Here is a 22,723-nt window from a genome sequence, read left to right on the forward strand (position 1 = left end):
GGGTGCATCAGCCCGTCGCCGTTGGGTGAGGGGTGGGCGTCGGTGGCGACGGGCATCGATGTACCGGCACGGCCCCTTCCGTCGCATTCCGGGTGCGGGTGCGGGTGCGCGGGCGTGAGTTTCAGCCCCTCCGGTGTCTGAGGGGCGGCCGGGGTCAGTCCGTGAGGTCGTCGAGGACCGGGAAGCGGCGCGGTGCGACGAGCAGCAGGACCAGGAAGGCGAGCGCGGCGGCACCGGCGGCGCCCAGATAGACCGTGTGCACCGCGTCGGCGACCGCGTGGCGCAACTGCCCGTCCGGGGTGCCCGAGTTCAGCGCGCGGGTCACCGCGTCGAGATCTCCGGCGCCGCCGAGCCGCGCGGCCAGCACCCCGTTGGCGATGGCGCCGAAGAGGGCGGCGCCGAGGGTCTGTCCGGTCTGCCGGCAGAACAGGACGGAGGCGGTGGTCGTACCGCGTTCGGCCCATCCGACGGTGGACTGGACGCCGACGATCAGGGGGAGCTGGAAGAGGCCGAGGGCGCCGCCCAGCAGCAGCATCAGCAGGACGGGCTGCCACGGTTCGCCCGGGGTGGGCAGGAAGGGGAAGGCGAGCAGGAGCAGGCCTGCCGCGCCGATGCCGAGCACGGCGGTGTCGCGGAAGCCGATGCGGCGGTAGACGTGCTGGCTGAGCGCCGCGGACACCGGCCAGCTCAACGTCCATACGGAGAGCACGAATCCGGCGGAGACCGGGGCGAGGCCGAGGACCGCCTGCGCGTAGGTGGGCAGGAAGACCGTCGGCGCGACCATCAGCAGGCCGAGGGCCCCGAGCGCCAGGTTGACCGCCGCGATCGTGCGGCGGCGCCACACCCAGCCGGGGATGATCGGTTCGGCCGCCCGCCGCTCCACCACCACGACGACCGCGAGCAGGCACGCTCCCCCGGTGAACAGGGCGATCGAGGGGGCCGAGAGCCAGTCCCAGGCGACACCGCCCTGCACGAGCGCGGTCAGCAGGACACCGCCGCAGGCGAACACCGCGAGGGCGCCCGCCCAGTCGATCCGCGGCCGCCGGCCGGGGGCGGTCCGCTGCGGCTCGCGCAGATGACGGGCGATCAGCCACAGGGCGAGGGCGCCGACCGGAAGATTGACGAGGAAGATCCACCGCCAGTCGGCGTACGTCGCGAGGAGGCCGCCCAGGGCGGGGCCCGCGACGGCCGAGGTCGCCCACACCGTGGACAGCCTGGCCTGGATCTTCGGGCGTTCCTTGAGCGGGTACAGATCGGCGGCGAGTGTCTGCACGGTGCCCTGGAGGGCACCGCCGCCCAGGCCCTGGACGACGCGGAAAGCGATGAGCGCGGCCATGTTCCACGCGCCGGCGCAGAGCAGGGAGCCGAGGAGGAAGAGCGCGGCGCCCGCCAGGAGGACCGGTTTGCGGCCGAAGGTGTCGGAGAGCTTGCCGTAGACGGGGAGCGTGACCGTGACGGCCAGCAGATAGCCCGAGAACAGCCAGGAGAAGACCGAGAAGCCGCCGAGGTCGCCGACGATCTGCGGAACGGCGGTGGACACGACGGTGGAGTCGAGGGCGGCGAGCCCCATCGCCAGCATGAGCGCGGCGACGACGGCGCGCCGCCGCCGGGTCTCGGCCCGGTCCGCGCGGGCGGCGTGCTCCCGTACGACCGGTGTCCCGGTGTTCCTCCCGGTGTTCCCCTCGCCCACGGGATTCCTTCCCCCTGCATCCATCTGCCGGGGCCAGCTTCCCACTTGAGCCTCACGCCGGGGGAGGGTGGAGGCTGTGTGGGCCCAGGGGTGGACCCGACCCCGAGGGGTTGTCCACCGGAGGGTGGAGAACCCCTAGGGGGATCTCCGTACCAGGGCTCGGGGAGGGTTCGTCCCGCCGGAGGAGGAGACGGGCCCAAGCCGTTCTTAACCTGGTTTTACGTCGTCGGGGTCGCGCTCCGGTCGTACGGACCGCACCTCCGGGGGTGGGGTTTTCCCCAGCAGAAGACGGGGCCGTGCACCAGCGCGTACGACCCCCTGACGGCAGCAGACTTACGGACGTGGCCGGCACACCGCGTCCGAACGGCGTGGACCTCCGTGGCCCGTCGCACCCGCTCACAGACTTTCGCAGCCCGGCAGGGCCCCCTGCCGGCCGACTTAGGAGACATACCGTGACATCGGCTGTAAGCATTCCCAGGCACGAGGGCACTGGAGGGCGTACGGCCGTCGCCGCGCGGGCGCGACAGGTCGTCAAGGCGTACGGGTCCGGGGAGACCCGCGTCGTGGCCCTCGACCAGGTCGACGTGGATATCGCGCGGGGCCGGTTCACCGCGATCATGGGCCCGTCGGGGTCCGGCAAGTCCACCCTCATGCACTGCCTCGCCGGGCTCGACACCGTCACCTCCGGCCAGATCTTCCTCGACGAGACCGAGATCACCGGGCTCAAGGACAAGAGGCTGACGCAGCTTCGCCGGGACCGGATCGGCTTCATCTTCCAGGCGTTCAACCTGCTGCCGACGCTGAACGCCCTGGAGAACATCACGCTCCCGATGGACATCGCGGGCCGCAAGCCCGACCGGGCCTGGCTGAACCAGGTCGTGGAGACCGTCGGGCTGGCGGACCGGCTCAAGCACCGTCCGACCCAGCTCTCCGGTGGCCAGCAGCAGCGCGTCGCCGTGGCGCGGGCGCTGGCGGCCCGCCCCGAGATCATCTTCGGCGACGAGCCGACCGGAAACCTCGACTCCCGGGCCGGCGCCGAGGTGCTGGGCTTCCTGCGGCGCTCGGTCGACGACCTCGGCCAGACCATCGTGATGGTCACGCACGACCCGGTGGCCGCCTCGTACGCGGACCGTGTGCTGTATCTCGCGGACGGCAGGATCGTCGACGAGATGCACCAGCCGACGGCCGATCAGGTCCTGGACCGCATGAAGGACTTCGACTCCCGCGGGCGGACGTCATGACCGTCCTCAAGACCTCGATGCGCAACTTCTTCGCGCACAAGGGACGCATGGCCCTGTCGGCCGTCGCCGTCCTGCTGTCGGTGGCCTTCGTCTGCGGAACGCTCGTGTTCAGCGACACGATGAACACGACGTTCGACAAGCTGTTCGCGGCCACCTCCTCCGATGTGACCGTGAGCGCGAAGAGCGCCTCGGACACCGGTGAGACGACGTCCGGCAACGGCAAGCCGCCGGTCATGCCCGCCTCGGTGCTCGCCCAGGTGCGTACCGCGCCGGGCGTGAAGTCGGCCGAGGGCGCGGTCTTCTCCAGCGCCGTGACCGTCGTCGACGCCGACAAGGACAACCTGTCGCCCTCCAGCGGCGCGCCCACCATCGTCGGCAGTTGGAACGCCAACGAAGCGCGCACCATGAAGATCACCTCCGGTTCGGCGCCGAAGGGCTCCGGCCAGGTGATGGTCGACGAGGACACCGCCGACAAGCATCACCTGAAGCTCGGTGACGAGATCGGCGTGATCAGCGCCGTCGGCACGCACACCGCGCAGATCTCCGGCATCGCGCACTTCACCGTCACCAACCCCGGCGCGGCGATCTTCTACCTGGACACGCCGACCGCCCAGAAGACGCTCGTCGGCCGGACCGGCGTCTACACCAACGTGAACGTCACCGCGGCCGCCGGAGTCAGCGACGCCCGGCTCAAGCAGGATGTGACGGCCACGACCGGCGGCCACTACAAGGTGCAGACCGCCAAGGAGACCGCCGACGCCAACAGCCAGGACGTGAGCGGCTTCCTGGACGTCATGAAGTACGCGATGCTCGGCTTCGCCGGCATCGCCTTCCTGGTCGGCATCTTCCTGATCATCAACACCTTCTCCATGCTGGTCGCCCAGCGCACCCGCGAGATCGGTCTGATGCGGGCCATCGGCTCCAGCCGCAAGCAGGTCAACCGCTCGGTCCTGGTCGAGGCACTGCTCCTCGGCACGGTCGGCTCCGTCCTCGGTGTCGGCGCGGGCATCGGCATCGCCGTCGGCCTGATGAAGCTCATGGGCATGACCGGCATGAACCTGTCCACCGACGACCTGACGGTGACCTGGACGACCCCGGTGATCGGCATGGCGCTCGGCATCGTCGTCACCGTCCTGGCGGCCTATCTGCCCGCCCGCCGGGCCGGCAAGGTCTCCCCGATGGCCGCCCTGCGCGACGCCGGCGCCCCGGCCGACGCGAAGGCCGGAGTCGTACGGGCCGTGCTCGGCCTGCTCCTCACCGGCGCCGGCGGCGCCGGCCTCTACCTCGCCGCCGACGCCACCAAGGCGAGCCAGGGCTCGATGTGGCTCGGCCTCGGCGTGGTGCTCAGCCTGCTCGGGTTCGTCGTCATCGGCCCGCTGCTCGCGAGCGGTGTGGTGCGCGTCCTGGGCGCGGTCCTGCTGCGGGCGTTCGGCCCGGTGGGACGGCTGGCCGAGCGCAACGCCCTGCGCAACCCGCGCCGCACCGGCGCCACCGGCGCCGCTCTCATGATCGGCCTCGCGCTGGTCGCCTGCCTCTCGGTGGTCGGCTCCTCCATGGTCGCCTCCGCGACCGACGAGCTCGACAAGACCGTCGGCACCGACTTCATCATCCAGAACGACGGCGGTCAGCCGATCACCCAGCAGGCCGTGCAGGCCGTGAAGAAGACGCCGGGGCTGTCCCGGGTCACCGAGTACCGGGTCACCGAGGGCGACTACACCACCCCCGACGGCAAGACGCTCAAGGACACCGACATCACGGCGGCCGACCCGTCGTACGCCACCGACCTGCGGACGAAGACCGTCGCCGGCGATCTGAAGGACGCCTACCTGCCCGACTCGATGTCCGTGCACGACAAGTTCGCCAAGGACCACGGCATCCACCTCGGGTCGAAGATCAAGGTCGCCTTCAAGGACGGCGCCACGGCGAACCTGACGGTCCGCGCCATCACCAGCAGCGACGCCGTCATCGACAAGGGCTCGAAGTACATCTCCACCGCCACGCTCGCCAAGTACGTGCCGGCCGACAAGATGCCGCTGGACGAGCTGGTCTTCGCCTCGGCCAAGGACGGACAGCAGGACAGCGCGTACAAGGCCCTGAAGTCCTCCCTGCACGACTACCCGCAGTACCAGGTCCGCGACCAGACCGACTACAAGCAGGCCATGAAGGACCAGATCGGCCAGCTCCTGAACCTGATCTACGGCCTGCTGGCCCTCGCGATCATCGTCGCGGTCCTCGGTGTGGTGAACACCCTCGCCCTGTCGGTGGTCGAGCGCACCAGGGAGATCGGTCTGATGCGGGCCATCGGCCTCTCGCGCCGCCAGCTCCGCCGCATGATCCGGATGGAGTCGGTGGTCATCGCCCTCTTCGGCGCGCTGCTCGGCCTCGGCCTGGGCATGGGCTGGGGCGCGACGGCCCAGAAGCTCCTCGCCCTGGAGGGCCTGAACGTCCTGGAGATCCCCTGGCCGACCATCATCGGGGTCTTCGTCGGATCGGCCTTCGTGGGCCTGTTCGCCGCCCTGATCCCGGCGTTCCGGGCGGGCCGGATGAACGTCCTGAACGCGATCGCCACCGACTAGGACCAGTCCTGGCCGATCGGCGGGCGGTCGAAGGAGCCACCGCGTACGGGGGTCGCGGTGGCCCCGGCGGGCCCGGTCCGGGGAGAACACTCTCCCCGGACCGGGCCCGCTGCGCGTCCGGGACGCGGTGCGTCGGGGCGGGCCTGGTGACGGGCCGGTCGCCCCGGGCGGGGCGGGCCCTCGGCGGACGGTCACGCGCGGGCGGGCCCGGAGTCGTAGGCTGGATGCCCCCGGCCCGTCCCACGTGTCGGGCGTCTCGCGTTGCCCACTCCCCGGGATGGAAGCCCTTCATGAGCCTGCACGGTCTGCTCGACGCCGTCGTCAAGGACGCCGCCCTCACGGAGGCGGCGAAGGCCGCCGCCGACGGCAACCGGATGCATGTCGACCTGGTCGGCCCACCGGCGGCCCGCCCGTTCGCCGTCGCCGCGCTCGCCCGCGAGACCGGCCGTACGGTCCTCGCGGTCACGGCCACGGGCCGCGAGGCCGAGGACCTGGCCGCGGCCCTGCGCTCCCTGCTCCCGCCGGACGGCGTCGCGGAGTACCCCTCGTGGGAGACGCTGCCCCACGAGCGGCTCTCGCCCCGCTCCGACACCGTCGGCCGGCGCCTCGCCGTCCTGCGGCGCCTCGCCCACCCGCGCCCCGACGACCCCGAGACCGGACCGGTGTCCGTCGTCGTCGCTCCCATCCGCTCGGTCCTCCAGCCCCAGGTCAAGGGCCTGGGCGACCTGGAGCCCGTCGTCCTGCGCACCGGCGTGAGCGCCGACCTCGGCGAGACCGTCGAGGCGCTCGCGGCAGCCGCATACTCCCGCGTCGAACTCGTCGAGAAGCGCGGCGAGTTCGCCGTCCGCGGCGGCATCCTGGACGTCTTCCCGCCCACCGAGGAGCACCCGCTGCGCGTGGAGTTCTGGGGCGACGACGTCGAGGAGATCCGCTACTTCAAGATCGCGGACCAGCGTTCGCTGGAGGTCGCCGAGCACGGCCTGTGGGCCGCGCCCTGCCGCGAACTGCTGCTCACGGAGGACGTCCGGGCGCGGGCCGAGGCCCTCGCCGAGGCCCACCCGGAGCTCGGTGAACTCCTCGGCAAGATCGCCGAGGGCATCGCCGTGGAGGGCATGGAATCGCTCGCCCCGGTCCTCGTCGACGACATGGAGCTGCTCCTCGACGTCCTGCCGGAGGGCGCGATGACGATCGTGTGCGACCCGGAGCGGGTACGGACCCGGGCCGCGGACCTCGTCGCGACCTCGCAGGAGTTCCTCCAAGCCTCCTGGGCGGCGACGGCCGGCGGCGGCGAGGCCCCCATCGACGTCGGCGCGGCCTCCCTGTGGTCCATCGCGGACGTACGGGACCGGGCCCGCGAGCTGGACATGATGTGGTGGTCGGTGTCGCCGTTCGCCGCCGACGGAGAACTCACGGACGCCTTCGTCGGCGGGGTGGGGGACACCCTCAAGCTGGGCATGCACGCCCCCGAGACCTACCGCGGCGACACCGCCAGAGCGCTCGCCGACACCAAGGGCTGGCTGGCCGACGGCTGGCACACGGTCTACGTCACCGAGGCGCACGGCCCGGCCGCCCGCACCGTCGAGGTGCTCGGCGGCGAGGGCATCGCGGCCCGCCTGGACACCGACCTCACCGACATCGGCCCCTCCGTCGTGCACGTGGCGTGCGGTTCCATCGACTACGGCTTCGTCGACCCGGCGCTCCGCCTCGCCGTCCTGACGGAGACCGACCTCTCCGGCCAGAAGGCGGCGGGCAAGGACGGCGCCCGGATGCCGGCCCGCCGCCGCAAGACGATCGACCCGCTGACCCTGGAGACCGGCGACTACATCGTCCACGAACAGCACGGTGTCGGCCGCTACATCGAGATGGTGCAGCGCACCGTCCAGTCCGCGACCCGTGAGTACCTGGTCGTCGAGTACGCCCCCGCCAAGCGCGGTCAGCCCGGCGACCGCCTCTACATCCCCACCGACCAGCTCGAACAGATCACCAAGTACGTCGGCGGCGAGGCCCCCACCCTGCACCGCCTCGGCGGCGCCGACTGGACCAAGACCAAGGCGCGCGCCAAGAAGGCGGTCAAGGAGATCGCCGCCGACCTGATCAAGCTGTACTCGGCGCGGATGGCCGCCCCCGGTCACGCCTTCGGCGCCGACACGCCCTGGCAGCGCGAGCTGGAGGACGCGTTCCCGTACGCGGAGACCCCCGACCAGCTCACGACGATCGCCGAGGTCAAGGAGGACATGGAGAAGACGGTCCCGATGGACCGCCTGATCTGCGGCGACGTCGGCTACGGCAAGACGGAGATCGCGGTCCGCGCCGCGTTCAAGGCGGTGCAGGACGGCAAGCAGGTCGCGGTCCTGGTGCCCACGACCCTGCTCGTGCAGCAGCACTTCGGCACGTTCTCCGAGCGCTACTCGCAGTTCCCGGTGAACGTCCGCGCCCTGTCCCGCTTCCAGACGGAGACCGAGGCCAAGGCGGTCCTGGAGGGCCTGCGCGAGGGTTCGGTGGACCTCGTCATCGGCACCCACCGTCTGTTCTCCTCGGAGACGAAGTTCAAGGACCTGGGCCTGGTCATCGTCGACGAGGAGCAGCGCTTCGGCGTCGAGCACAAGGAGCAGCTCAAGAAGCTGCGCGCCAACGTCGACGTCCTGACGATGTCGGCCACCCCCATCCCCCGTACGCTCGAAATGGCGGTGACGGGCATCCGGGAGATGTCCACGATCACCACCCCGCCGGAGGAGCGGCACCCGGTGCTGACCTTCGTCGGCCCGTACGAGGAGAAGCAGATCGGCGCCGCGATCCGCCGTGAGCTGCTGCGCGAGGGCCAGGTCTTCTACATCCACAACCGGGTCGAGTCCATCGACCGGGCGGCCGCCCGCCTCAGGGAGATCGTCCCGGAGGCGCGGATCGCCACGGCCCACGGCCAGATGTCGGAGACGGCGCTGGAGCAGGTGGTCGTGGACTTCTGGGAGAAGAAGTTCGACGTGCTGGTCTCCACGACGATCGTCGAGTCGGGCATCGACATCTCGAACGCGAACACGCTGATCGTGGAGCGCGGCGACAACTTCGGCCTGTCGCAGCTCCACCAGCTCCGCGGCCGGGTCGGCCGCGGCCGGGAACGCGGCTACGCCTACTTCCTGTACCCGCCGGAGAAGCCGCTGACGGAGACCGCCCACGAGCGGCTCGCGACGATCGCCCAGCACACGGAGATGGGCGCGGGCATGTACGTGGCGATGAAGGACCTGGAGATCCGCGGAGCGGGCAACCTGCTCGGCGGCGAGCAGTCGGGCCACATCGCCGGCGTCGGCTTCGACCTGTACGTCCGCATGGTGGGCGAGGCGGTCGCGGACTACCGCGCCTCGCTGGAGGGCGGTGTGGAGGAGGAGCCGCCGCTGGAGGTCAAGATCGAGCTTCCGGTCGACGCGCACGTCCCGCACGAGTACGCGCCGGGCGAGCGGCTGCGCCTCCAGGCGTACCGGTCCATCGCCTCCGCGAACACGGAGGAGGACGTCAAGGCCGTACGCGAGGAACTGGTCGACCGCTACGGCAAGCTCCCGGAGCCGGTCGAGAACCTGCTCCTGGTGGCGGGTCTGCGGATGCTCGCGCGCGCCTGCGGGGTCGGCGAGATCGTCCTCCAGGGCAACAACATCCGCTTCGCGCCGGTGGAGTTGAGGGAGTCCCAGGAGCTGCGCCTGCAGCGTCTGTACCCGGGAACCGTCATCAAGCCGACCGCCCACCAGATCCTCGTCCCCCGCCCGAAGACCGCGAAGGTCGGCGGAAGGCCGCTGGTGGGCCGGGAACTGCTCGGCTGGACCGGGGAGTTCCTGGCTTCGATCCTGGGGTCGTAACCGCCGGGGCCGTAGCCGCCGGGTTCGCGTCGAGGGAGCGGCCGCCGGGGCCGGTGGTGGCGCCGGGGGCGGCGCCCGCCCGCGGGAGTGGGCGGTCAGGACTGTGGGGAGCGGAACAGCATGCCCGTCAGGGCGTGGAAGACCTCGTCCGCGTCCTGTCCGCCCACCTGGCCGTCCAGGTTGTGGCTGATCAGGAGTGTGGCGAAGCCGTGGGCGAGGGACCAGGCCGCGATGCCGGCGAGGCGGGCGTCGGGGCCGCGGCCCTCCGAGGGGATCGCGGCCACGGCGGCCCGCAGCCGCCCGCCGGCTAGTGTCCGGGCCGTCGCGAGCTCCAGGTCGTTCGCGCGGAGCAGCTCCGGGGCGAACATGACCTGGAAGTGGGCCGGATGCTCCCGCGCGAAGCGTACGTAGCGCACGCCCGCGTCCCGTAGGTCCTCGGCGTCGTCGAGCGCGGTCGCCAGGAGCCCGAAGCCCTCCGCCGCGACGGCCGTGAGGAGGCCGACGCGGTCCTTGAAGTGGTGTGCCGGTGCCGCGTGCGAGACGCCCGCGCGGCGGGCCAGGTCTCGCAGGCTCACCGCGGAGGGTCCTTCGGTGGCGATGACGTCGAGAGCGGCGCCGAGGATGGCGCGGCGCAGGTCCCCGTGGTGGTACGGGCGAGCTGAGCCACTGGTCTTCGCGGGATCCATGACAGCAGCGTACGCCGAATCTAGTCGTTGACAAGTTCGGTCGGCCGGTGCAATCTTGGCAGTGTCAAGTTGTGAGCGTGTCGATACGTGACGAGGGGTGGAGTCATGTCCGGGAAGGTGAGCGGGGCGAGTGGGGTCAGTGCTGCGGGTGCTGCGGGTGCTGCGGGCGGGGAGGGGGGCGTGCCCGCGGACGCCGCGGGTGTCGACCTCGGGCGGGTGCGTCAGCTCTGGCATCTGCTGGAACCCCTGCACGCCGTGCTGTATTACGCGCCGGAGGCCTTCGAGGAGGCGGCGGCGCTCGGATACGGGACCGAGGAGCGCTGGCCCAGCTACTTCCCCTACCGCGCGGCGCCGTTGGGGGCGGTGGGCGGCCGGCGGGTGGCCTCCGCCTTCTATAGTTTCAGCCCGCGCATGGTGGACGCGCACATCAAGTCCGCGTGGCGGACCGCGAGTCCGAAGAAGGTGCTTGCGGCGCGCGAGCGCGCGGTCGACCGGGCGTACCGCGCGATCCTCGGCGACCGCGTCGACAGTCCCGAGCTGGCCGAGGCCGCCGCGCTGGCCCGTCGGGCCGCCGAGGCCGTGGACACCGCGGGCCGTCAGCTCGCCGCGGCCAACGCCGAGTTGCCCTGGCCCGAGGCCCCGCATCTCCGGCTCTGGCACGCGGCGACGATCCTGCGCGAGCACCGCGGCGACGGTCATCTCGCGGCCCTGCTCGTCGCGGAGCTGGACCCGGCCGAATCGCTGGTCTCCTTCGCGGCGATAGGCGCGGCCTCCGTGGAGCGGTTCGAGAGCCGTGGCTGGAGCCCCGAGGAGTGGGCCGCCGCCCGGGACCGGCTGGCCGTCCGGGGCCTGGTCGACGAGGACGGCATCGCCACGGAGGCCGGCCGCGAGCTGCGCCGCCGGGTCGAGCGTCACACCGATCGGCTGGCCGCCGCCCCCTGGCAGGCGCTCGGCCCGGAGTCCGTCACCCGCCTCGCCGATCTGCTCGGCGAGTTCTGGGTCGCCGTGCTGGGCTCGGGACTGTTGCCGTCGGAGACGACGCTGGGGATCGGGAAGGTCTGACGCGCGCGAGGAAGGTCTGGCGCGCGCGACGAGGCCCGGCGAACCCGGGCGGGGAGGGGCGGGGCGACGGCCCCGACTCCGGCGCGGAGGGTCAACGACCCCAACCCCACCCGGCGGGGATGCCGCGGTGGGGCTCGGATTGGAGGGGGTTGCTCGGATCGCTCCGGCTATGACTGTGGGGGCCGGTCGCGGTCGCGGTCCATGCCCATCGTGCCTTCGGCCTTCTGCTGCGCGTCGTCGACCTTGTCCGTGTATTTGTCGCCGGTCCTCTTGTTGACCTGCTTCTCGGCGGCATCGGACATGTCCGATGCTTTGTCCTGCGCCGCCTTGTTGTGCTTGAACTTGTCGAAGATGCCCATCCAGAGCTCCTTCCCGGGTGACTCACGATCGACGATACGCCCGGCGTGCGCCTCTTGCCCATTGATGCCCGGTATGGCGGGAGCATGGCGGCCATTACCTTGGGCAGACGGGAATCACGTCCGATCGGGGCGGACCGGGGAGGCGAAGGGGAGGGGCGTCGTGCTGCGTCTGAGGGGTGGGGCGGCGGCTGCCGCGTTGGTGGTGCTCGTCATGGGTGCCGGAGTCAGCGGCTGCAAGAAGGACGCGCTGGGCTCGGAGGGGCCGCAGGAGACGGCCGCCGGCGGTGGTGGGGCCGCGCTCTCCGCCGTGGACTCGCTGGCCGTCAAGGGGCGCGCGCCCAAGACCGGGTACAGCAGAGAGCGGTTCGGCACGGCCTGGGCCGACACCGACGCGAACCGGTGCGACACCCGTGACGACATCCTCAAGCGGGACCTGAAGGACGTGTCGTTCAGCGACGGCAAGTGCCGGGTGTCCCGTGGTGTCCTCGAACCCGATCCGTACGGGGGCAAGGACGTCACCTTCGTGCGTGGCCGCAGCCTGGTCGACATCGACCACCTCGTCGCGCTCTCGGACGCCTGGCAGAAGGGCGCCAAGTACTGGGACGCGAGCAAGCGGATAGCGCTGGCCAACGACCCGCTCAACCTCCGTGCCGTCGGCGCGAGCGCCAACCGCAGCAAGGGCGACGGCGACACCGCGACCTGGCTCCCGCCGAACAAGGCGTACCGCTGCACGTATGTCGCCGCGCAGGTGGCGGTGAAGAAGAAGTACGGGCTCTGGGTCACCGGCGCCGAGAAGGCGGCCATGAAGAAGGTGCTGGGCGGATGCCCGGGCCAGAAGCTCCCCTCGGGCGGGAACCCGACCGAGGCGCCGAAGAGGTTCCACGCGAAGTGATGAGAAGAGGCGAGCCGCCGCCCGTTCTCAGTCCAGATCGGCGGCGGCCGACTCGTATTGCGCCGCCTGTTTCGGGGTGAGGTAGCGGGAGACGCGGACGAGTACCGAGCCGTGGACGTAGTCGTATTCGGCGAAGGCCGGGGAGGACTCGGCGATGCCGCGGAGGTAGTCCGCGCGTGCCCTGGCGTCGGATGCGTCGGCGAACACCTCGATCGCGCCGCCGCGTTCGACGGCTCCCGGGTCCGCGCCGGTCACCTGGGAGGCCTGCACCCAGCTGTCCGAGAACGTGACTTTGGACGTGTACTCGTCGGGGCGTCCGAGCAGGTGGTTGGGGTCGTTCTCCGCGGTGACGGTTCCCGTGAGGGTCGCTGTCCCCACCCGTGTGGACAGGGCCTGGAAGGCGGCCCGCGCGGTGGGCCGGCCGTCGGTGCGCGTGCTCGCCCTCGCCGGTTCGTGTGCGTCGGCCGGGGATTTCGCGGGTGCGTTGCCGCACGCGGTCAGGAGGGTCAGGAGGGCGACGACGGGCGCGATGGCCGACGCGGCGGCGGAGGTGGTTCTGTGCATGCGGGAGATGCTGGCGTTCGGGCCGTCGCGGCGTGCCTGTGTAGCGGAGCTGTTACGGAGTGTTCCCCTGGTCGAAGTCGTGTTCGACGCGCGCGCCGACAAGCGCCGGGGCTCGGCGGGCCGGCCCCCGTGCTCCCGCCGGACCCGGTCAGCCGATCGTGAGCAACAGCCGGGACACGGTGCGGAGTTCTTCGTCCGGGTGGCCCTGGCCCGAGAACGAGGTGTCGGTGAGGAGGCGCTTCGGGGAGGACACGTAGGACTGGAGGGACGGGTGGAGTTCCTCCGGGGAACAGCCTGTCGTGGTGAGGGCCTTGAGGGCGCTGAGGCCTACCGGGGTGGTGCCGGCCAGGTCGGCGAGGACGGGGACGGCGCGGTCCGGGGAGCCGGTGATCCAGTGGTGGGCCTCGGAGGCCGCCTTGCGCGTCCAGTCGTGGCCGGCCTCCAGCAGCGGCTCGACGCGGGGGAGCAGGGGAGCGGCCGCGCCGCCCATCGGCTCCAGACCGCTCAGGTACCAGTGGGCCTGGCCTCCGGGGGAGAGCAGCCCCTCGTAGGTGCGAAGTGCCGTGTCGGGGTCGCCGGTCAGGCGGTGGTGTGCCACTGCCGCCGAGGCCCTCAGGGAGGCGTCCGTGCTCCGCGTGGCTTCGTGCAGCAGGTCGGTGATCTCGGGTGTGCTCACCGCGTTGGCGCCGAGCCGGCGCGCGGCGACGATGGCCGCGCGGCGGGTCCGGAGGCAGTCGATCAGCTCGGGCTGGGCCGCGCGGGCTTCGGCGCCGAACGCGTCCAGGGCCAGGACGAGGGCGATGCCGTCGTTCCCGGTGGCGCCCGCGGCCAGCTCTCGGCGTATCACCGGTATCAGCCGGTGGGCCGCCTCCGGGAAGCGCCGGGCCGCCGCTTCGAGCAGCCGGGCGGTGGGGCGCTCGATGACCAGGTCCACGGCGCGCGGGTCGCGGGAGTGCGTCAGAGCGAGGAGCGCCGGTTCTGCGCTCTCGTCCTCGGCGCCGGCGTGCCGGTGGAGCGCGTTCCGGAGGTCGGCGTCCGGCTCGGGCAGGAGGTCGATCCAGTGGCCGATCACGCGGAGGCGGGTGCGGAGGGCGGCGGTGTCCCTCGCGTGAGGGAGGGCGGCCAGCGACAGGCTCAGGACCTCGCGCTCCCTGTCGCGCCAGCTCGCGGCGATCCCTTCCGCCAGCCAGGAACCCTGTGAGCCGAGGTCTCCGGCCCCGATCCAGCGGGCGGCCACGGTGAGGCCCACGTCCGGATCCAGGGTGAGCAGTTCGGTGAGCCGCTCCTCCTGGGTGGTGGTGTCCGACCACGGGAAGTCGTCGTCCCCGGGGTCCGGCTCGGCGCCGTCCTCGGCGAAGATCTCCACGAGTCGGGGCGCGTAGGGCGGCCCCAGCCGGTCGGCGGCCAGCAGGGCCGCGGCGAGCCTCACCTCGGGCAGCGGGCTGTCCAGAGGTTCCAGCACCCGGCCGAACCGGTTCAGGACCACCAGCGCGTCCGCCCGCACGGCCGCGACGGGATCGTCGGCGTAGAGCGCGTCGACCCGCTCGACGGTCAGGACCCACAGCTTGTACGGGAGCAGGTCGGCCACGGCCGCGACCGTCCGGAGCGCCGCCCGGCGCACCCCGCGCTCGGGGTCCTCCAGGCACGGCAGCAGTCCCGGGAGTACCTCGCAGAGTTCCGCGCAGACCGCGGCAATGTCACTTCCGGGCCAGTGCGGTGATTCGACGAAGGCGGGACTGTGGTCGGCGAGGACCGCGAGGAGCATCAGCAGGTCCTCGCGCTTGCGCGGTGCGTGCAGTGCGGCGTGCGCGAGGAAGGGGACGGCGGGCGCCGAGGCCTGGTAGATCGTGCCCTGGTGGTGGATGTTGCCGTAGAGCTCGTAGACCGCCTCGTCGGAGGCTTCCTCGTCGTTCTCGTAGAGCGCCCTGATCAGCTCCGGTACGTCCTCGGCGGGGCCGTAGGCGTGGGTCAGTTCGGACCACCGGACGTCGTCCAGCTCGGCCGGAGATCTCATGCGCACGCTCCTCGATCGATCAGGTGCGCCGACCCTACCGACCGCCTCCGACAACGCCCCCGAGTCGCTAGCCCCGCGTCGGCCGCAGGGCGGCTATCAGGGCGCCGAGTTGGCGCGCCCCGGTGGCGAGAACGGTCTCCGGCTCGTCGCTCTCGCGCAGGAGGATCGTTCCGGTGGGGGTGGTGGCGACGTAGACGCAGGAGGAGGCCTCCTGACTGTACGTGGACTTCTGCCAGTTCAGTCCGGGCATCGAGGGCTCCTTCAGGCGTCTTGGGCGAGTTGGGCGATGAAGTCACGGGACTCGGCCTGGGAGAGCGCTACTTGGTACATACGGTCCAGGACAAGATGCTGACGTTCCAACTGGGCGGGTGCGTCGATGAGTTCAGAGCCGTGGTCGGTGTCCGACTGGACGGTGTCGAGCTGACGGACCGGGCCGTGAAAGTAGTCGATTCCCTGACCGGACGTGTGGAACGGGCCTCCGGCGAACGGGACGACGGCGATCGTGACGTGGTCGAGCTCGCTCATCTCGTTGAGGTGACGGAGCTGGGTCCTGACCGTGGTGCGGTCGCCGAAGCGCATGCGCAGGGCGGCTTCGTGGATGATCGCGGTGTACGGCTGCGGTTGTTCGCGGTGCAGGAGCGCTTGCCGCTTGATGCGGTGCGAGACGCGGTGCTCGATCTCGTGAGGTTTCAGGGCGGGCACGGTGTGGCCGAACAGCACACGGGCGTGTTCCGTGGTCTGCAGAAGGCCGGGGATGTTGATGATCTGCGCCACCCGGACCGCCACGGCGTGGTGCTCGACCTCTGTGAGGTCCAGCATGCGGGGCGACAGGATCTCGCGGTACTCCTCCCACCAGCCCCGTCGACGCTCGCCGGTCATCGCCGCGAGCGCGTCGATCAGGGGTTCGTCGGTGCAGTCGTAGTGGCGGGCCATGGTGCGTACTCGGTCGGCGCTGACGCCGTAGCGGCCGGCCTCGATGTTGCTCACGCGTGACTGCGTGGCCCCCAGCAGTGCGGCCGCCTGCGTGGCGGACAGGTCCGCACGCTCACGCAGTCTCCGCAGCTCGACCCCCAGTCGGCGGCGGCGCGCGGTGGGCAGTGGGCTCGGCTGCGGCATGAGCGGCGACTTCCCGTTCGTACGTTTGGCGCGTGGGTCACCCACACGAAGGTATTAGGGACTACGTTCCCTGCAATCCATGGAATGTAGTCCATGAAACGCCCTACGGTCATGGAGTCCAAGTCGCTCAACTCGCCTCGCCCGTAAGCCGAAAGCGCACCGTGCCGCACGTACGCGCCGCGACATGCCACCGCCCGGCCGGACCGGTAGAGCGAACCCGGATACCCCCACCGCAGGAGGCGTTCACGGTCACCGTATCCCCGCAGAAGTCCGATGCGTCCCCCTCTTGGGCGTACGCCCTCCAGCTTCCGCATGATCCGCTCGCGCCCCGCGTCGCCCGGGTCACCCTCAGGGCTGTTCTCGGTGGACATGGAATGGCCGAAATCGCCGATGCCGCCGAGCTGTTGGCCTCGGAGCTCGTCACGAACGCCTACCGGCACTCCGGCGGGCGCGCCACCCTCCGGCTCCGGGCGCTCGACGGGGGCCGGCTGCGGATCAGTGTCTGGGACGCCGACCCGCACATCCCGCCCCCGTTCGACAGGCGGCACGGCGTGCTCGGTCCCGCGCCGGCCGAGGCGGACGGCGGGCGCGGGCTCTTCCTCGTATGCCACTACGCGGACGCCTGGGGCGGGCACCCGCTCGGCGACGATCTCTTCGGTACGAGCGGCAAGCTGCTGTGGTGCGAGGCGGGGCCGCCGGCCGTGGCGGCCCCGGTGTGCGTCAGCGCGTGACGGGCAGGGCCCCGGCGAACACGTGGCCGTCGGCGCGGGTCTGGACCGGGAAGTCGACCTTGAGTGTGCCCTCCTGGCCCTCGATGCTCAGGTGGGTGACGGTCTTCAGGCCGAGGAACGCCTTCTTGGCCGAGGTCGCGGTGACGTACGGGCGGGCGATGTTCATCAGCAACGCGCCCGGCTTTCCGCCCCGGTTGCCGTCGAAGAACAGGATCCGCTGGTTCGTCAGGACGACGTAGACCGCACGCGGCCGGACCGTCGCCATCACCATGCCCAGGGTGAGGATGCCGACGATGATCGCGGTGAGGGCCTGCTTGCGCACCGAGACCGTGCCGATGGAGGCGAGGCTGGTGAGTTCGACCTGCTCGCCCGGGACCAGCAAGGGGGCCGAGGTCTCCAGCAGTTGTCTGTTGCGGCGGGCGTTGATGGCCATGGGTGGACTCCTGGTGTGACGGGGTGGGGACGAGCGGGTCGTCGGGTCTGGTCGCGCCGGCCGTCGTCGCGGCCGCCATCGGTCCCCCGTCGTCGACCCTCGCCCGACTCCCCTCACTTGCCAGGGGAGTGTTTCAAGCCAGGGGAAAGTTGAATGATCAATTCATGCAAGGTGAACTCAAGTTCGAGTCATGGGGGAGTCAAGACCATTCACGGGGGAGTCAAGCGGGCGCCCGTGCGCGAGGCGTGCGCCGGTTCATCGGCACCGACGGGCACCGACGGGATGTGTGTAGGGAGGTGGAGCCGGGGGGCCGCCGGGGAATGGGCGGCGCTCACCGTGCTGCTCCGGTGCGTCGGAGAGCTGCCGGGCTGCTCCGGTGAATAGGGCCGCTGGGCTGCCGGGCTGCTCTGCTCCGGTGCGTCGGGGGGCCGTCGGCCGGGCCGGTCGTCAGGATCGGGCCGGGCTCCCGGCGGGGAGGGAGTCCGCGGCACCCGGCGGCGACGAACCGCCCGGTGCCTCGCTCCCGTCGCGCTGCCGGGTGTCAGCGCAGGTAAGGGTTGCCGGCTCCCTGGCCCGGCCAGGGGGCAGGGCCCGCGCCGGCCATGGCGTTCCGCGGCGTGAGCTTGTCGAACAGCGGGCCCAGAAGGAGCCATACGGCCAGGCCCAGGGTGGCCAGGGCGACCAGACCCAAGGCCGCGTCTCCCTTGCCCGCCGGGAGGTTCGCCAACGACAGCGACCCCACCTCGTACAGCGCGAACGAGACGAAGGCACCCCAGTCGGCACCCCGCCCCCGGCGGATCGCCACGTACAGGAAAGGCACCCACACCAGCAGGCCGAACGACCCGACCGCCACAACCGACCACGCCAGCCGCTGGAACCAGCCGGCTTCCAAGCGCTTGTGCATCACACCCCCGAATACCCCATGAACCCCCGAGAGGATTCCCGGGCTCCCGAGAAATGGCTCGGGGGCGCCATGTTCCCATCCGGGCGGTCAGGCGTGGTCGTGTTCGCCCTTCAGGGAGGTCACGATCCGGGCGGTCAGCTTCTTCGCCGTGGCCGCGCCGTTGTCGTGTCCGTCCGTGGACAGCACCGTGACGACGTCCGTTCCGGACTGTGCGGCGATCAGCGTCGATCCGTTCTGCCAGGCGCTGTTGGTCAGTGTGATCGTGTAGGCCGCGTCGCCGAGACCGGTGGTGTCGGCCCCGGTGACCTTCACCTTGGTGTGCGTGTCCGCGTCGGTGTAGGTCGCGCAGGCGGCGACGGCCTTCTTCAGGTTCGCCATCACCTTCGCCGCGGTGGTGCCGCGGAAGGTGTCGATCTCCTGGGCGATGTCCTCGGAGGTGTCCTTGCTGACGTAGTCGTTCTGGGCGAAGGAGACCCCCGCGTCGCCGGTGATCGCTATCCAGCTCGTACCACCGAGCAGCGTGCAGTCGGGCTTCGCCGCGGGCGAGGAGCTCGGCGCGGTGTACGTGGTGCCGGAGTCCCGCGCACCGCTCGGATCCACTGCGAAGCCGGCGGCGAAGAAGGAGGCGGGCGCCAGCGCCTTCTTGAGCTGCGCGCCCGTCAGCAGGCCGGCGTTGGGCTCTTTGGACGGCTTGGTCGCCGTGGCGGACGAGGTCGAGGTGCCGGTCGCGGAGGAACAGGCCGTCAGGGCGAGCGGGAGCACGGCGGCGGCGAGCAGCGCCTTGGCCGCGCGGGAGGGATGACGCATCGGGATCTGTCCTTCGAGGGTGAGGCCGGTACGGGCCGAATGGCCGTCCGGGCGGGGCTTTCGGTTGTGGGGCTGTGAACACGCGGGCCGCGCACGGTCGGTGCGGTGCGGTGCGATGTGGTGTGGCGCGGTGTTCTGGTGTGGTTCCGAGGTGCTCGCGCCGCCGGTGCGGTGTTGACGGCAGGGGTGGTGCGACGGGCGGGGCGTACGGCGGCGGGTCAGCCGGTCTTCTTCCAGTCCCCGCAGCCGGACGTCTTGAAGTAGGTGTCCTTGGCGGTGATCGTGACGAGGGCCGTGCCGGTGACATCGCCCTTCGCGATGAGGGAGCCCGGGCCGTGACCGGCGCCCCTGGCGCGTTCCCAGTGGCAGGAGCCGCCGGTGTTGCCGGTGGTGCGATAGGTGCCGGGCTCGATGTCCGGGCCGACCCGGAAGTCGCCGTTCCCCGCGAACGCGGCCTTGTCCTCGGCGTTCGCCGAGACGACGCCGATGACGACGAGGCCCACGGTGGCACTCAGCGCGACCCTGCCCTTCATGCCCACGACTGTTCCCCTCCCCCGGCGGACGTCTCAACGACAGCCGCTCGTTCGCTGGGTCAATGAGACCAGAGCCTGTGAATCGAGTCAACACGATTAACGGAATCATTCCCGTACACGGCGTGAACCGGTAGATCCTGCCTACATCGGTATGCTCGACGCCACACAGGGGCGAGGCGGGACGAGAGGAGCGGGGCGAGTGCAGGACAACGCGACCGAGGTGACCGCGGCCGGAATCGCACGGCTGGCCGGCGTCGGCCGCGCGGCCGTGAGCAACTGGCGCCGTCGGCACGCCGACTTCCCCAAGCCCGTCGGCGGCACGGAGACCAGCCCGTCCTTCGCCCTCGCCGAGGTCGAGGCCTGGCTGCGTCACCAGGGGAAACTTGCCGAAGTGCCCCTACGGGAACGCGTCTGGCAGCAGCTCGTCGGCCACCCCGAGGGCCCGGCCACCGCACTCACCCACGCCGGCTATGTACTGCTGCTCATCCATGACCGGCCCACGGTCTGGCTCGAAGCGGGCGCCGGCTCCGACGAGCGCCTCGCCGCGCTGTTGCCGACCGCGCTGGAGCAGGCGGTCACCCCGCGGTTCGGACCGGTGCGGGGTGAACGGGGTGTTCACGCCGGTACGGATGCGACGCCCTCGGCGGCTGTGAACCGACCGGCGACTGTGAACACTCCGGAAGGTGATCCAGGGGCATCTCCAGCCCCGCACACCCCCACCGCCCCCTTCATCCCCACCGCCCCTGTCACCCCCCCTGCCTCTGTCACCCCCATCGTCCCCGCACCCGCCGCCTCCGCCGCCCCGGCGGTGCGCCTCCCCACCGGCCCCCAGCTCCTCCCCTCCGTTCCCCTCCTCCGCGGGGTGGCCGAACTCGCCGCCGAGCTGGGTGCCCGTCAGGCCTTCGAGTTCCTGCTCGGGCGGCACCTCGACGCCAACCCGCGCCAGTACACGCCCACCCCCACCGAACTCGCCCGCCTCATGGCCGACCTCGCCGGCCCCGCCCGCACCGTCCTCGACCCGGCCTGCGGCACCGGCGCCCTGCTGTGCGCCCTCGACGCCGGCCCCGGTCAAGAGCTCCACGCCCAGGACAGCGCCCCCGAACTCGCCGCGCTCACCGCGCTCCGGCTCGCCCTGCACGGCCCGGCCACCGTGCGCGCGGCCGTCGGCGACACCCTGCGTGCCGACGCCTTTCCGCGGCTGCGCGCCGACACCGTCCTGTGCCACCCCCCGTTCAACGAACGCAACTGGGGCCATGACGAACTGGCCTACGACCCCCGTTGGGAGTACGGCTTCCCAGCCCGTGCCGAGTCCGAGCTGGCCTGGGTCCAACACGCGCTGGCCCGGCTGCGGGACGGCGGCACGGCCGTTCTGCTCATGCCGCCGGCGACGGCCTCCCGCCGTTCCGGCCGCCGTATCCGCGCCGACCTGCTGCGCCGCGGCGCGCTGCGGGCCGTCGTCGCGCTGCCGGTCGGCGCGGCGGCCCCGTACAACATTCCCCTGCACCTGTGGGTGCTGCGCAGGCCCGAGAAGGCGCCCGCCCGGCCCGAGGTGCTGCTCACCGACGCCGGCCAGTTCGCCGGCGAGGGGCGTGGCGGTCCCGACTGGCAGGCGGTCAGGGACATCGTGCTCGATGCCTGGCGGGAACACGACCGGAACGGCACCCTCCAGGAGCGGCCCGGTCTGGCGCGTTCGGTGCCCGTCATCGAACTCCTCGACGACGACGTCGACCTCGCCCCGGCCCGCCACCTCCCGCCCCCGGCGGTGGCCGACGGTGCCGAGCAGCTCACGGCAGTGCGCGAGTGCCTCGACGAGACACTGCGTCTGGCCTCCGGTCTCACCCCTCCCCCCGCCATGACGGCGCAGCCCTCCCGCTGGCCGCTCACCACCGTCGGCGAACTCGCCCGCGGGAGCGCCCTGGTGATGCGTACGGGCGGGAACGGCGGCCCGACGCGTGTGCCCGTCCTCACCGACCACGACGTGCTCGCCGGCACCGGCCCCACCGGGACCCTGCCCGAGAGCGACGAGGAGGCCGTGCTGACGGAGGCGGGCGACGTGGTCGTGCCGGTGCTCGGCGGCGGCTCGGTGGTCCGGGTGGTCGACGGCACGACGGCGGGCGCCGTCCTGGGGCGCAACCTCGTGCTCCTGCACCCCGATCCGGCGGCGCTCGACCCGTGGTTCCTCGCCGGGTTCCTGCGGGGCACCGCCAACAACCGTCAGGCCAGCAGCTACGCGTCCACCGCCACCCGCCTCGACGTACGCCGGCTGCAACTGCCCCGGCTCCCGCTGGACGAACAGCGGCGCTACGGTGCCCGGTTCCGCGCGCTCGACGAGTTCGAGCGGGCGCTCAGGCACGCGGGCCGGCTGGGGGACCAGCTCGTACGCGGCATGTACGACGGGCTGACGGACGGGACGGTGCCCCCGGGCTGAGGCCCCGCGCACCCCGTCCGTCGCCCGGGGCCGCGCGCTCCGGCTCCTCCAGGACCGGGCGGCCCGCCCCCGACGTCACCTGCGGCGTCGTACGAGGTGATCGGTACGACAACAGCTCCGTACAACCCGGGACCGGTCGTCCGTGTCGGCCTATACGCTCGAACTCCGACATCGAACGCAGGCCCGGGAGCAGTCATGTACGGCCACGGCGGGACGCCACCCACCCGCAGAGCGGGAACCGTCATCGCGTTGCGCGTTCTGTTCTCCGCCGCCGGGCTCCTGTCGTGCGGCCTGTTCGCCTGTCTTCCGCTGTTCCAGGTGGCGCTCCGGCGCGGGCGGTGGTTCGACTGGACGGCGGCCTGGGTGACGCTGCCCGTGTCCATCGGTCTGCTCATGATCGTCGGCACGCTGCCGGAGAGCGACCACTGGGGCGATGTCGCGTTGACCGGGTCACTGGTCCTCAGCGCCGGCAGCGTCGCGTACTACCTGGTCAGCGACATCCGCTTCCACCGTGCGCGGCGGCGGTCCACGCGCCACGCGCCGTTCCACGTGCAGACCGCCCACAGGCCGTTCGGCTTTCCGCAGCCCGCGCCGCCCGTCCCGCCGTACCCGGGTGTCCTCATGTCGCAGCCGCAGCCTCCCGTGCCGCAGCCGCAGCCTTCCGTACCGCAGGCGTACCCGCCGAACACGCCGATGCCCCAGCCCCCGCCGCAGCGGGCCGCGCCCGCCCGTATCGACCAGGTGCGCGCCGAGCTCGACGAACTCAGCGACTATCTGCGCAGGCACGGGGACCGGCGCGACGGCGACCACGAGGGCGGCCGGTGACCACGGAAGCAGGGCGCGTC

General features: G+C 71.8%; 19 protein-coding genes. 8 read left to right on the plus strand and 11 right to left on the minus strand.

Annotated elements, in window-relative coordinates; translation table 11 throughout:
• Positions 1–154 precede the first annotated feature (154 nt).
• The gene (locus tag ACWEBX_RS22135) at positions 155–1,714 is read right to left on the minus strand and encodes an MFS transporter (protein WP_451886551.1); all 1,560 of its coding nucleotides are present in this window, start codon (positions 1,712–1,714) and stop codon (positions 155–157) included.
• A 428-nt stretch (positions 1,715–2,142) separates the two neighbouring features.
• Here ACWEBX_RS22135 and ACWEBX_RS22140 point away from each other — a divergent pair, with 428 nt between their 5' ends.
• From ACWEBX_RS22140 to mfd, 3 genes are all read left to right on the plus strand, one after another.
• A complete protein-coding gene (locus tag ACWEBX_RS22140; protein ID WP_451886552.1) occupies positions 2,143–2,931 on the plus strand; it encodes an ABC transporter ATP-binding protein in 789 nt (262 codons plus the stop codon).
• A complete protein-coding gene (locus ACWEBX_RS22145; protein WP_451886553.1) occupies positions 2,928–5,507 on the plus strand; it encodes an ABC transporter permease in 2,580 nt (859 codons plus the stop codon). Before ACWEBX_RS22140 ends, ACWEBX_RS22145 begins: the two co-directional genes overlap by 4 nt.
• A 290-nt stretch (positions 5,508–5,797) precedes the next feature.
• Positions 5,798–9,349, plus strand: coding sequence for a transcription-repair coupling factor (mfd, locus tag ACWEBX_RS22150; protein WP_451886554.1), 3,552 nt, complete (start codon positions 5,798–5,800; stop codon positions 9,347–9,349).
• Between the two features lie 95 nt (positions 9,350–9,444).
• Here the strand turns inward: mfd and ACWEBX_RS22155 are convergent, their stop codons facing one another.
• Complete coding sequence (locus ACWEBX_RS22155) at positions 9,445–10,035, minus strand: TetR/AcrR family transcriptional regulator (RefSeq protein ID WP_451886555.1); 591 nt, start codon at positions 10,033–10,035, stop codon at positions 9,445–9,447.
• Between the two features lie 105 nt (positions 10,036–10,140).
• Here ACWEBX_RS22155 and ACWEBX_RS22160 point away from each other — a divergent pair, with 105 nt between their 5' ends.
• Positions 10,141–11,097 (plus strand): SCO6745 family protein, encoded by a 957-nt coding sequence (locus tag ACWEBX_RS22160; protein WP_451886556.1) that lies wholly within the window; start codon positions 10,141–10,143, stop codon positions 11,095–11,097.
• Between the two features lie 167 nt (positions 11,098–11,264).
• Here the strand turns inward: ACWEBX_RS22160 and ACWEBX_RS22165 are convergent, their stop codons facing one another.
• Positions 11,265–11,456 carry an Rv0909 family putative TA system antitoxin gene (locus ACWEBX_RS22165; RefSeq protein ID WP_451886557.1) on the minus strand — a complete coding sequence of 64 codons (192 nt, stop codon included), beginning with the start codon at positions 11,454–11,456 and terminating at the stop codon, positions 11,265–11,267.
• Positions 11,457–11,616: 160 nt separating this feature from the next.
• Between ACWEBX_RS22165 and ACWEBX_RS22170 the strand changes: the two genes are divergently transcribed.
• Positions 11,617–12,348: an HNH endonuclease family protein gene (locus tag ACWEBX_RS22170; protein ID WP_451886558.1), complete on the plus strand. Its 732-nt coding sequence runs from the start codon at positions 11,617–11,619 to the stop codon at positions 12,346–12,348.
• A gap of 27 nt (positions 12,349–12,375) precedes the next feature.
• On the opposite strand, the gene ACWEBX_RS22175 is transcribed toward ACWEBX_RS22170, so the two are convergent.
• From ACWEBX_RS22175 to ACWEBX_RS22190, 4 genes are all read right to left on the minus strand, one after another.
• Entirely contained in the window at positions 12,376–12,912 is a 537-nt protein-coding gene (locus tag ACWEBX_RS22175; protein WP_451886559.1) for a hypothetical protein, read from the minus strand.
• Between the two features lie 148 nt (positions 12,913–13,060).
• Positions 13,061–14,926 carry a hypothetical protein gene (locus ACWEBX_RS22180; protein WP_451886560.1) on the minus strand — a complete coding sequence of 622 codons (1,866 nt, stop codon included), beginning with the start codon at positions 14,924–14,926 and terminating at the stop codon, positions 13,061–13,063.
• A 67-nt stretch (positions 14,927–14,993) separates the two neighbouring features.
• On the minus strand, positions 14,994–15,176 hold the full coding sequence (locus ACWEBX_RS22185; protein WP_451886561.1) for a DUF397 domain-containing protein: 183 nt from the start codon (positions 15,174–15,176) through the stop codon (positions 14,994–14,996).
• Between the two features lie 11 nt (positions 15,177–15,187).
• Complete coding sequence (locus ACWEBX_RS22190) at positions 15,188–16,042, minus strand: helix-turn-helix domain-containing protein (protein WP_451886562.1); 855 nt, start codon at positions 16,040–16,042, stop codon at positions 15,188–15,190.
• A gap of 161 nt (positions 16,043–16,203) precedes the next feature.
• Between ACWEBX_RS22190 and ACWEBX_RS22195 the strand changes: the two genes are divergently transcribed.
• Positions 16,204–16,773 carry an ATP-binding protein gene (locus ACWEBX_RS22195; protein ID WP_451886563.1) on the plus strand — a complete coding sequence of 190 codons (570 nt, stop codon included), beginning with the start codon at positions 16,204–16,206 and terminating at the stop codon, positions 16,771–16,773.
• Here ACWEBX_RS22195 and ACWEBX_RS22200 read toward each other — a convergent pair.
• The 4 genes from ACWEBX_RS22200 to ACWEBX_RS22215 all read right to left on the minus strand — a co-directional run bounded on the left by ACWEBX_RS22200 (position 16,763) and on the right by ACWEBX_RS22215 (position 19,450).
• Positions 16,763–17,206 (minus strand): hypothetical protein, encoded by a 444-nt coding sequence (locus ACWEBX_RS22200; RefSeq protein ID WP_451886564.1) that lies wholly within the window; start codon positions 17,204–17,206, stop codon positions 16,763–16,765. The two genes, ACWEBX_RS22195 and ACWEBX_RS22200, sit on opposite strands and share 11 nt — an antisense overlap.
• 541 nt (positions 17,207–17,747) lie before the next feature.
• Positions 17,748–18,110 carry a hypothetical protein gene (locus ACWEBX_RS22205; RefSeq protein ID WP_451886565.1) on the minus strand — a complete coding sequence of 121 codons (363 nt, stop codon included), beginning with the start codon at positions 18,108–18,110 and terminating at the stop codon, positions 17,748–17,750.
• An 87-nt stretch (positions 18,111–18,197) separates the two neighbouring features.
• Entirely contained in the window at positions 18,198–18,917 is a 720-nt protein-coding gene (locus ACWEBX_RS22210) for a hypothetical protein (protein WP_451886566.1), read from the minus strand.
• 218 nt (positions 18,918–19,135) lie between these two features.
• Positions 19,136–19,450 carry a hypothetical protein gene (locus tag ACWEBX_RS22215; protein ID WP_451886567.1) on the minus strand — a complete coding sequence of 105 codons (315 nt, stop codon included), beginning with the start codon at positions 19,448–19,450 and terminating at the stop codon, positions 19,136–19,138.
• Positions 19,451–19,649: 199 nt separating this feature from the next.
• Between ACWEBX_RS22215 and ACWEBX_RS22220 the strand changes: the two genes are divergently transcribed.
• Positions 19,650–21,878 carry an N-6 DNA methylase gene (locus ACWEBX_RS22220; protein WP_451886568.1) on the plus strand — a complete coding sequence of 743 codons (2,229 nt, stop codon included), beginning with the start codon at positions 19,650–19,652 and terminating at the stop codon, positions 21,876–21,878.
• Positions 21,879–22,073: 195 nt separating this feature from the next.
• Positions 22,074–22,703: a hypothetical protein gene (locus ACWEBX_RS22225; protein ID WP_451886569.1), complete on the plus strand. Its 630-nt coding sequence runs from the start codon at positions 22,074–22,076 to the stop codon at positions 22,701–22,703.
• The last annotated feature ends 20 nt before the right edge of the window (positions 22,704–22,723 follow it).

This window comes from Streptomyces sp. NPDC005070, assembly GCF_053600395.1.